General features: G+C 70.3%; 8 protein-coding genes. 1 reads left to right on the top strand and 7 read right to left on the bottom strand.

What is annotated here, in order from left to right; all coding sequences use genetic code 11:
- Positions 1 to 670: thiamine pyrophosphate-dependent enzyme (locus tag VFO68_RS08155; RefSeq protein ID WP_325157565.1), on the top strand; the 670-nt coding region annotated here is incomplete at its 5' end.
- Between the two features lie 147 nt (positions 671 to 817).
- Here VFO68_RS08155 and VFO68_RS08150 read toward each other — a convergent pair.
- The 7 genes from VFO68_RS08150 to VFO68_RS08120 form a co-directional block, all read right to left on the bottom strand.
- On the bottom strand, positions 818 to 2,257 hold the full coding sequence (locus VFO68_RS08150; RefSeq protein WP_325157564.1) for a hypothetical protein: 1,440 nt from the start codon (positions 2,255 to 2,257) through the stop codon (positions 818 to 820).
- 152 nt (positions 2,258 to 2,409) lie between these two features.
- Complete coding sequence (locus VFO68_RS08145; RefSeq protein WP_325157563.1) at positions 2,410 to 3,426, bottom strand: polyprenyl synthetase family protein; 1,017 nt, start codon at positions 3,424 to 3,426, stop codon at positions 2,410 to 2,412.
- 100 nt (positions 3,427 to 3,526) lie between these two features.
- Positions 3,527 to 5,119, bottom strand: a complete 1,593-nt coding sequence (gene nuoN, locus VFO68_RS08140) for an NADH-quinone oxidoreductase subunit NuoN (protein WP_325157567.1) — start codon at positions 5,117 to 5,119, stop codon at positions 3,527 to 3,529.
- A 28-nt stretch (positions 5,120 to 5,147) separates the two neighbouring features.
- Positions 5,148 to 6,728, bottom strand: a complete 1,581-nt coding sequence (locus VFO68_RS08135; RefSeq protein ID WP_325157562.1) for an NADH-quinone oxidoreductase subunit M — start codon at positions 6,726 to 6,728, stop codon at positions 5,148 to 5,150.
- A complete protein-coding gene (nuoL, locus tag VFO68_RS08130) occupies positions 6,725 to 8,680 on the bottom strand; it encodes an NADH-quinone oxidoreductase subunit L (protein WP_414635472.1) in 1,956 nt (651 codons plus the stop codon). Before nuoL ends, VFO68_RS08135 begins: the two co-directional genes overlap by 4 nt.
- A gap of 28 nt (positions 8,681 to 8,708) precedes the next feature.
- Complete coding sequence (nuoK, locus tag VFO68_RS08125) at positions 8,709 to 9,008, bottom strand: NADH-quinone oxidoreductase subunit NuoK (RefSeq protein WP_325157560.1); 300 nt, start codon at positions 9,006 to 9,008, stop codon at positions 8,709 to 8,711.
- Positions 9,005 to 9,883 carry an NADH-quinone oxidoreductase subunit J gene (locus tag VFO68_RS08120; RefSeq protein ID WP_325157559.1) on the bottom strand — a complete coding sequence of 293 codons (879 nt, stop codon included), beginning with the start codon at positions 9,881 to 9,883 and terminating at the stop codon, positions 9,005 to 9,007. Before VFO68_RS08120 ends, nuoK begins: the two co-directional genes overlap by 4 nt.
- Positions 9,884 to 9,901 lie beyond the last annotated feature (18 nt).

The raw sequence follows: 9,901 nt of genomic DNA, 5'->3' as shown, positions 1-9,901 counted from the left end.
GAACCTCAAGATCCTGCTGTTCAACAACCGGATCTACGGCCTGACCAAGGGCCAGTACTCGCCCACCTCCGAGGAGGGCAAGGTCACCAAGTCCACCCCGATGGGCTCGCTGGACCACCCGTTCAACCCGATCTCGCTGGCGCTGGGCGCGGACGCCACGTTCGTCGCGCGCACGCTGGACAACGACCGGGCGCAGCTGACCGAGATCCTCACCGCGGCCGCCGAGCACCGGGGCAGCGCGTTCATCGAGATCTACCAGAACTGCCCGATCTTCAACGACGGCGCCTTCGACATCCTCAAGGAGCCCGGGGAGAAGGAGCAGCGGCTGATCCCGCTGGTGCACGGCCAGCCGATCCGGTTCGGCGCGAGCGGCGAGTACGGCGTGGTGCGCAGCGGCTTCGCCGGGCTGGACGTGGCCAAGGTGTCCGAGGTCGGCGAGGAGGCGCTGGTGGTGCACGATGCCAACATCGCCGACCCGACCTACGCCTTCGCCCTGTCCCGACTGTCCACTCAGGACCTTTCGCACACGGTCACCGGGATCTTCCGCGACGTTTCCCGGCCCACCTACGACGACACGGCGCGGACGCAGGTGGAGACGGCACGCACCCGGCGGCCCGGCGACCTGCAGAGCCTGCTGCGCGGTTCGGACACCTGGACTGTAGCGAGCTGATCCGCCTCCCCGGATTCCGACGCGGTCGTTGCGTTCCGGCAAACGGTGCGGATATCGGGTGGACTGTGGCTGAGCGCCGTCACGGTTCCCTGAGGTAGCTGTTGGCCGGGCACCGACTTCCCACAAAGATCCGTGGGACAGGCGGCCCTAGCCGACCGGGCGGAAGCCGACCCGCTCGGCGTCGGCGGCCGAGCGGAACCAGACCTCGGCGGTCGTGCGGCCGAACTGGGTGGAGTCCGGCGTGCAGTACCGCAGCGCGGTCACACTGGCCTTGACGGTGAACTCCGGGGACGGCGAACCGCCGCCGGGCAGCGGCATCGCCGAACCGGGGCCGAACGGACCGGCCGCCCCGCCGCCGGACCCGGAGTTTCCGGTTCCGCCGGCCGCGACCGTGCCGAACGCGCCCGGGCCGCCCGCCGCCTTCGCCGCCATCGATAACCGGTTCGGCGGCGGCGGCATCGACTCGTTGCCGTCCTCGGGTGCGATCACCGGCTCGAACAGCGACCGCGGCCGGTCCCCGGCTGCGGCGTCGGTGACCACCGGCTGCGCGGGCGATGACACGGCCACCCCGAACGGGACCCGGTGCTGCGGCTTGGCGGGGATTCGCTTCGGCAGCCCGGCCGGCGACCGCTCCGGCTCCTGCACGGTGATCTCCGGCGAGATCCTCGGCTGGAACGTGGTCCGCTCGGTCGCGAGCGCCGCGGCCGGCCGCACCGGCGGCAGGGCCGGCGCGCTCGCGGCCGCGGGCGGCACCTCCGGCTCGGTCTGCACCTGCTCGGCCCGGGGCGTGAACATGTCGTAGCCGGTCAGGGCGTGCCGGGGGGCGGGCTCCGGCTCGGGTTCCGGCTCGGGTTCCGGCTCGGCATCGAGGACGGTCGGCAGGAAGGTGGTCGGCGCCGCATCCGGCTCGGCGACCGCCGCGTCGTCCACCCGGGCCTCGCCGAGGCGGTGCGCGGCGCGCGACGGCCGGGACTCCGGCTCGGGTTCCGGCTCCGGCTCCGGCAGCGATGGGCCATCGTCGAGCCGGCGGATCTCCTCACGGAGGATCGGCCCGGTGCGCTGCGTGAAGATCGTGCCGTGCTCCTCGTCGTCCTCCTCGCCGTGGGCGTACTCGTGTTCCTGCGCGTACTCGTGCTGAGGCTCCTGCGCGTAGCCCTCGAAGCCGGGCTGGGCGGGCGCGCCCGGGGCCCGCTCGTCGAACCAGTCGGAGTCCGCGGGCACCTGCTGCTCGACCGGCGCGGACAGGTGCGGTGCACCACGCTCGGCCCGCGCGTCGGCCGTGTTGTCCCGGTACGCCAGCGGCGGGCTGCTCGGCACGCCGGGCAGCGCATAGGCCCGGGTGAGGGTGTCGGCACGGATCTCCTCCGCGGGCCGCTCCCCCGGTCGTGAGATCGGCTCAAGCCGGTCGGCGGTGCGGGACCGCTCCGCCGCCGCACCGACCTTGGCGTCCGCGCGCAGTGAGGCCAACCTGCTCTCCAGCGCGGCGATCCGCCGGCGCACCGGAAGGACAACCAGCACCCAGCAGAGCAGTGCGCCGAGCAGGAAGGCCAGCAGGCTCCATAACCAGACCTGGCCGAAAATCGGCATCGCCTAACTCCCTTCAGGGCGCGCCAAGTCGGCACGTCCTCACGGCCTTCGCCGTGAAAGGCTACTGCGAGCCGTCCGGCGCGCGGCACCGGCTCGCCCAATAACACATCGCAACCACGTTCGGTAGCGGCACGCGGGCCAGCGGAACCGGACTACCGGGTCCTGGCGATCCCGTACCGGGCCAGAAGGTCCAGCGCATCCCGCGCGGGGCAGGCCGGCAGCACGGCCAGTTCCGCGCGGGCTCGCGCGGCGTAGTCACCCAGCGTCTCGATGGCCCGGGTCAGCCCGGCGGACCGGCGCAGCAGCGTCAGTGCCTCGGCCACGGCATCGTCGTCGGTGATCGGCCCGGCGAGGAGCTCGCGGAGCCGGTCGCTGTCCGGCCCGTCGTCCGCGAGCGCGTAGAGCATCGGGAGCGTCTTGACTCCCTCACGCAGGTCGGTGCCCGGGGTCTTGCCGGACTCCGTGGCCGGCGACGCGATGTCGATCACGTCGTCGGAAATCTGGAAGGCGGTGCCGATGATCTCGCCGTACCGGTGCAGCGCGGCGATCTGCTCCGGGCCGGCTCCGGAGAACATTCCGCCGTACCGGGCGGCCGTGGCGATCAGCGAGCCGGTCTTCTGCCCGACCACCGACAGGTAGTGCGCGACCGGGTCCTCCCCGTCCCGCGGCCCCACGCTCTCCCGCATCTGACCGGTGACCAGTTCCCCCATGGTCTCGGCGATGATCCGGGTCGCGTCGCTGCCCAGATCGGCCACCAGCCGGGACGCGTGGGCGAACAGGAAGTCGCCGGTCAGGATGGCGATCGTGTTGTCCCAGCGGGCATTCACGCTCTCCTCGCCGCGCCGCATGGTCGCCTCGTCCATCACGTCGTCGTGGTAGAGCGTGGCCAGGTGGATGAGCTCGATCACGGCCGCCGCGGTGATCACGTCATCGGTGTTGCCGCCGGCGAACTGCGCGGACAGCAGCGTGAACAGCGGCCGGAACCGCTTTCCGCCGGCTTTGACCAGGTGCAGGGCCGCCTGGTCCACGAAGTCCACGTCGCTGTGCACGATGGTCAGCAGCACGTCCTCGACCGCGGTCAGGCCCTCGGTCAACGCCGTGAGCAACTCCGGGTCCGCATGGTCGAGACCGAGCGCGGTGGGAAGCGAGGCAGCCGTCTGATTAGGCACATGTGGAGCGTAACCGGCGACCCCGCACCGTGTTCGGCTTATGTAGCGGGGTTCTCACTGATCCGCCGCTCCGGAATCTTTGTGCGGTTGTCGTGGGGCCTTAATGCAGGGCGAAGCTGCCCGCACCGGCCCAGTCCAGGGCGAACGCGGGCCAGATTCCCAGCAGCAGGGTGACCACCACGCCCAGGGCGATCGCCGCGGTGGTGAGCGCGCCCGGCACGGTCACGCTCGGTCCGTCCGCGGCCGGCTCGCTGAAGTACATCAGCACGATCACCCGGAGGTAGAAGAACGCGGCCACGGCACTGATCACCAGCGCGATCACCACCAGCGGCGCCAGCCCGTCGGCGAAGGCCGCCGAGAACACCACGAACTTGCCGACGAAACCGCTGGTCAGCGGCAGTCCGGCGAGGGCGAGCAGCAGGAAGGCGAACACCGCGGCGGCGACCGGCGAGCGTTTGGCCAGCCCGGCCCACTGCGACAGGTGGGTGGCCTCCCCGTCGGCGTCGCGCACCAGGCTGATCATCCCGAACGCGGCCAGCGTGGTGAACCCGTAGGTGAGCAGGTAGAACAGCGTGCTGGACAAGCCGTCCGGGGTCAGCACGATCGCGCCGACCAGCAGGAAACCGGCGTGCGCGATCGACGAGTAGGCGATCATCCGCTTGATGTCGGTCTGGGTCAGGCCGAGCACCGCGCCGATCACCATGGAGATCACCGCGATGCCGAACAGCACGCCGCGCCACTCCCAGCTGATCGACTCGAAGCCGACCGACAGCACCCGCAGGATCGCGCCGAACGCGGCGACCTTGGTGCAGGCCGCCATGTACGCGGTGACCGGCGTCGGCGACCCCTGGTACACGTCCGGCGTCCAGGTGTGGAACGGCCCGACCGAGCCCTTGAACAGCAGGCCCACCACGAGCAGGCCGAACCCGGCGAACAGCAGCGTGTCCGAGCGGTCGGTGCCGGCGGCGGAGTTGGCGATGTCGGCCAGCCGCACCGAGCCGGCGTAGCCGTACAGCAGGGCCAGGCCGTAGAGGAAGAACGCCGAGGCGAACGCGCCCAGCAGGAAGTACTTGACCGCCGCCTCCTGGGACAGCAGCCGGCGCCGCCGGGCCAGACCGGCCATCAGGTACAGCGGCAGGCTCAGCACCTCGAGCGCGATGAACATGGTGAGCAGGTCGTTGGCCGCACAGAAGATCATCATCCCGGCCAGCGAGAACAGCATGAGCGGGAAGACCTCGGTCTGCATCTGGTACCGGGCGGCCTCGGTGCGGTGCGGCAGTGCGCCGAGCCGCTGCTCGCGGTCCTGGATGGTGCCGGGCCGGATGGCCGCCTGGGCGACCAGCGCGCCGCCCGGCTCGACCGACCGGTCGGCCACCAGCAGCACCGCGCCGACCGACAGGGCCAGCAGCGTGCCCCACAGGAACAGCGCCGGCCGGTCCACCGCCAGCGCGCCGGCGACGGTGACCTCGCCCGCGGCGGGCGCGTCGGTGAGGTAGGTGGCCATCGTGACGCCGGCCGCGGCGATCGCGACCAGGGTGAGGCCCACCTGGACCCCCCAGCGCTGGTGCCGGGGCAGGAAGGCCTCGACCAGCACACCGAGGCACGCGGCGCCGAGGATGATCAAGATCGGCATGATCGCCGGATAGTTGATCGCCGGCAGAGTCTCCTTGGCCGGCCCGGCGGGCTGGGCCAGCGCCAGGAACTGCGGGAGCGCGGTCACGTCAGTTTCCTTCCACCGGGTCGGTCAGGCCGACCGAGCTCATCGTCGCCTTGACCGACGGGGTGATCACGTCGAGCAGTGGCTGGGGATAGAACCCGATGCCGAGGATCAGTACGACCAACGGGATCAGCACGGCCTTCTCCCGGCCGCCGAGGTCGGGGATGGCGTGCCTGGCGGCGACCTCCGGATCGGCCACCGCACCCGGCCCGGCCATGGCGCCGAGCATGGCGTCGCCGCGCACCGGACCGTGCATGACCCGCTGGTAGAACCAGAGCACGTAGAGCGCCGCCATGATCATCCCGATGGTGGCGAGCACGGTGTACACCGGCTCCCGGCCATAGGAGCCGACCAGCACCAGGAACTCGCTGATGAAGGAGTTGGTGCCGGGCAGCGACAGGGTGGTCAGCCCGGCCAGCAGCAGCATCCCGCCGAGCAGTGGGGTGGCCGCGAACATCCCACCGTAGTCGGCGATCTGTGTCGAGCCGCCCCGGGCGATCACCATGCCGATCACCAGGATCAGCATCCCGGTCGCGATGCTGTGGTTGACCATGTAGGACACCGAGCCGACCTGGGACTGCGAGCTGAACGCGAAGATCCCCAGCGCGATGAATCCGAAGTGGGCGATCGACACGTAGGCGATGAACCGCTTCATGTCCCGCTGCCCGGTGGCCAGCAACGCGCCATACAGGACTCCCGCCACCGCGAGCACCAGCACCAGCGGCGCCAGGGTCTTGCTGGCGTCGGGGAACATCGGCAGCAGGTAGCGCAGGAAGCCGAACGTGCCGACCTTGTCCAGGATGCCGACCAGCAGCACGGCCACCACGATCGGAGACTCGGCGGCCGCGTCCGGCAGCCAGGTGTGCAGCGGCACCAGCGGCGCCTTCACCGCGAAGGCCAGGAAGAAGCCCAGGAACAGCCAGATCTGGTTGGCCAGCGGCGCGTCCCGCACCACCTCGACCAGCGTCGGCCAGTCGAAGGTGCCCTGGCCCCGCTCGTCGGCCGCCATCACGTAGCACCCGATCGCGGACGCCAGCATGATCAGGCCGCCGAGGAAGGAGTACAGGAAGAACTTGACCGCGGCGTACTGCCGGCGCACCCCGCCGTAGGAGCCGATCAGGAAGTACATCGGCACCAGCATCAGCTCGAAGAGCACGTAGAACACGAACACGTCGGTCGCGGCGAACACGCCGATGGTCAGCGCCTGCTCGAGCAGGATCAGCGCCAGGAACCCGCCGGCACTGCGACCCTCGGGCAGCTTGTCCACCCAGCTCGCGCCGATCAGCACCGGCACCAGCAGCGCGATGATCGCGATCATCACCAGCGCGATGCCGTCCACACCGAACGACAGGTGCACGCCGAAGGTCGGGATCCAGTCCACCGAGAAGTGCTGCTGCAGCCGGGCGCCGCCGGGGTCGTAGGCGAACCAGGACGCCACCGCGAGTCCGAACTCGACCAGCGTGAACCCGAGCGCCACCCGCTTGGCCAGCAGCGCGTTGTCCCGCAGCAGCGCGACGGCGACCGCGCCGACCACCGGCAACAGCAGCAACGCGACCAGCAGCGCCGATCCGGACGAGGAGGTCATGCGAACCTCACCGCCAACAGAGCCGCAACCACGAGGATCGAACCTCCGAGCATGGTCAGCGCGTAGGAGCGCACGAATCCGGTCTGCAACCGGCGCAATCGGCCGGAACTACCGCCGAGCGCCGCGGCGATGCCGTTGACCAGCCCGTCGACGCCCTTGTTGTCCACGTAGACCAGCGCCCGGGTCAGCCAGGTGCCCGGCCGGGCCACCAGCGTCTCGTTGAGCGCGTTGCCGTACAGGTCGTTGCGGGCCGCCCGGACCACCGCCGACACCGGCTCCGGCCGCACCACCGGCACCGGCTTGCGCCCGACGAACAGCCACGCCGCGCCCGCGCCGACCACCATCAGGGCGACGGACAGCAGCACCAGCGTCGCCTCCGGGACGATGTGCTCGCCGCCCTCGGCCAGCTCGCCGAGCGAGGGTTCCAGCCAGTTCGCCAGCCGGTTCCCGGTGGCGAGGAACCAGCCGGCCCCGACCGAGCCGACCGCCAGGATGATCATCGGAATGGTCATCACGGCCGGCGACTCGTGCGGGTGGTAGTCGTGCCCGTCCTCGCTCTTGAGGTCCTTCCAGCGCTGCTCGCCGAAGAAGGTCATCAGCATCAGCCGGGTCATGTAGAACGCGGTCAGCGCCACGGCGAGCATTGCCGCGCCGCCGAACACCCAGGCCCGCCACGGCTCCTCCGAGGCGAACGCCGCCTCGATGATGGCGTCCTTGGAGAAGTACCCGGACAGGAACGGGAACCCGATCAGCGCCAGGTACCCGAGGCCGAAGGTGACGAACGTGACCGGCATCAGCCGGGCCAGCCCGCCGTAGTGCCGCATGTCCACGTCGTCGTTCATGGCGTGCATGACCGACCCGGCGCCGAGGAACAGCCCGGCCTTGAAGAATCCGTGGGTCAGCAGGTGCGCGATGCCCAGCGCGTAGCCGGCCGGGCCGAGACCCACGGCCAGCATCATGTAGCCGATCTGGCTGACCGTGGAGTACGCCAGCACCTTCTTGATGTCGTCGTAGGCGCAGCCGATGATCGACCCGATCAGCAGCGTGATCGTGCCGACGATCGCGACCGCCAGCTGGCCGTTCGGGGTCAGGTTGTAGATCGGGTTGGACCGCGCGATCAGGTACACCCCGGCGGTGACCATGGTCGCCGCGTGGATCAGGGCGGAGACCGGGGTCGGGCCCTCCATGGCGTCGGGCAACCAGGACTGCAGCGGGAACTGGCCGGACTTGCCGCAGGCGCCGAGCAGCAGCAGCAGGGCCAGCGCCAGCAGCGTGGCCGAGTCCAGCTCGCCGGCCCGCGCGAACACCTCGGTGTACTGGGTGCTGCCCAGCTCGGAGAACATGATGAAGATCGCGATCGCCAGGCCGACGTCGCCGACCCGGTTCATCAGGAACGCCTTCTTGGCCGCGGTGGCCGCGGACGGGCGGTTGGTGTACCAGCCGATCAGCAGGTACGAGGCCAGACCGACGCCCTCCCAGCCCAGGTACAGCGTCACGAACCCGTTGCCGAGCACCAGCAGCAGCATGGCCGCGGCGAACAGGTTGAAGTAGCCGAAGAACCGGCGGCGGTTGAGGTCGGCCGCCATGTAACCGATCGAGTAGATGTGGATCAGGCCACCGACCCCGGTGATCAGCAGCGCGAAGCTGATCGACAGCGGGTCGATCCGGAGTCCGAAGTCGACCTGCAGGGCCTCCACCGGGATCCAGGAGAACAGGTGGACCTCGCTGACCCGCTGGCTGGCCTCCTTGCCGAGCGTGTCGAACAGCAGCACCAGGGCGTAGACCAGTCCGCCGAGGATGGTCGCGCAGCCCAGCAGGTGTCCCCACCGGTCGGTGCGCCGGCCGCCGGCCAGCAGGACCAGCGCCCCGAACGCGGGCAGCACGAGCAGCAGCCAGGCGGCGCTGGCGACCCCGGTGGCCTCTTGCACGTGTTCCTGTGCTGCGACGGCCAGGGTTGCGGTTCCCGTCACCGATGTCCCCTTAGTACTTCAGCAGGTTGGCATCGTCCACAGAGGACGTACGCCGGGTCCGGAAGATGGACATGATGATGGCGAGGCCGACCACGACCTCGGCGGCGGCCACCACCATCACGAAGAACGCCATCACCTGGCCGTCCAGCGTCCCGTTGATCCGGGCGAACGTGACCAGGGTGAGGTTCACCGCGTTGAGCATCAGCTCGATGCACATGAACACCACGATGGCGTTGCGCCGGATCAGAACCCCGACGGCGCCGATCGTGAACAGCAACGCCGACAGCAGCAGGTAGTAGGTAGCGGTCACGGGGTGTCCTCCTGCGAGGGCGTTTCGGTCGCGGACCCGACAAGGGCATGGGCGTCGGCCGCCGGGGCGGTGCCGGCGACCGCGTCGCGCTCCTGGGCGAACTGCTCGGCCGCGGTCGCCTCGATGATCCCGGACAGCGACTCGGGCGCGACCGAGCCGTCCGGCAGCAGGGCCGGGGTGGCCACCGAGTTGGCCGTGGCGAACACGCCGGGCCCGGGCAGCGGCGACGGCCGGTCGTGCTCGCCGCTGAACCGGGCGATGACCAGTTCCTTCTGCGTACGCCGGCCGCGCACGTGCCGGTCGACGTAGCCGAGGATCATGCCGCCGACCGCGGCGGTGATCAGCAGCGCCGAGGTGAGCTCGAAGGCGAACAGGTAGTCGGTGAACAGCAACCGGCCGATGTTGTAGACGTTGCCGCGTCCGGCGTTGGCCTGCGGGGTGGCCAGACCGACCGGGGTGACCAGGCTGATTCCCCGGGCCACCACGCCGACCACCAGACCGGCCAGCCCGACACCGAGGATCGCCGCCCACAGCCGCTGGCCGCGCAGCACCTCGACCACCGAGTCGGAGGAGTCCCGGCCGACCAGCATCAGCACGAACAGGAACAGCATCATGATCGCGCCGGTGTAGACGATGATCTGGACGAACCCGAGGAACGCCGCCTGCTGCACCATGTACAGCACGCCGAGGCTGAACATGGTGAGCACCAGGAACAACGCCGAGTGCACGGCGTTGCGGGCGAAGATCATGCCGAGGCCGCCGGCCAGAGCCAGCGGGCCGAGCACCCAGAAGGCGAACGCCTCGGCGGTCGAGAGCTGGATCGCCGACTGGGCCAGCACGGCGTTCGCTTCCTGCGCAAGAGCAGCGTTCATCATTTCTCCTCCCCGGGGGCT

It is taken from the genome of Actinophytocola sp., assembly GCF_035712165.1.
Classification (GTDB): Bacteria; Actinomycetota; Actinomycetes; order Mycobacteriales; family Pseudonocardiaceae; genus DASYTH01.
The sequence above is the reverse complement of the archived record's forward strand: the minus strand, read 5'-3'. Positions and strand labels throughout refer to the sequence as shown.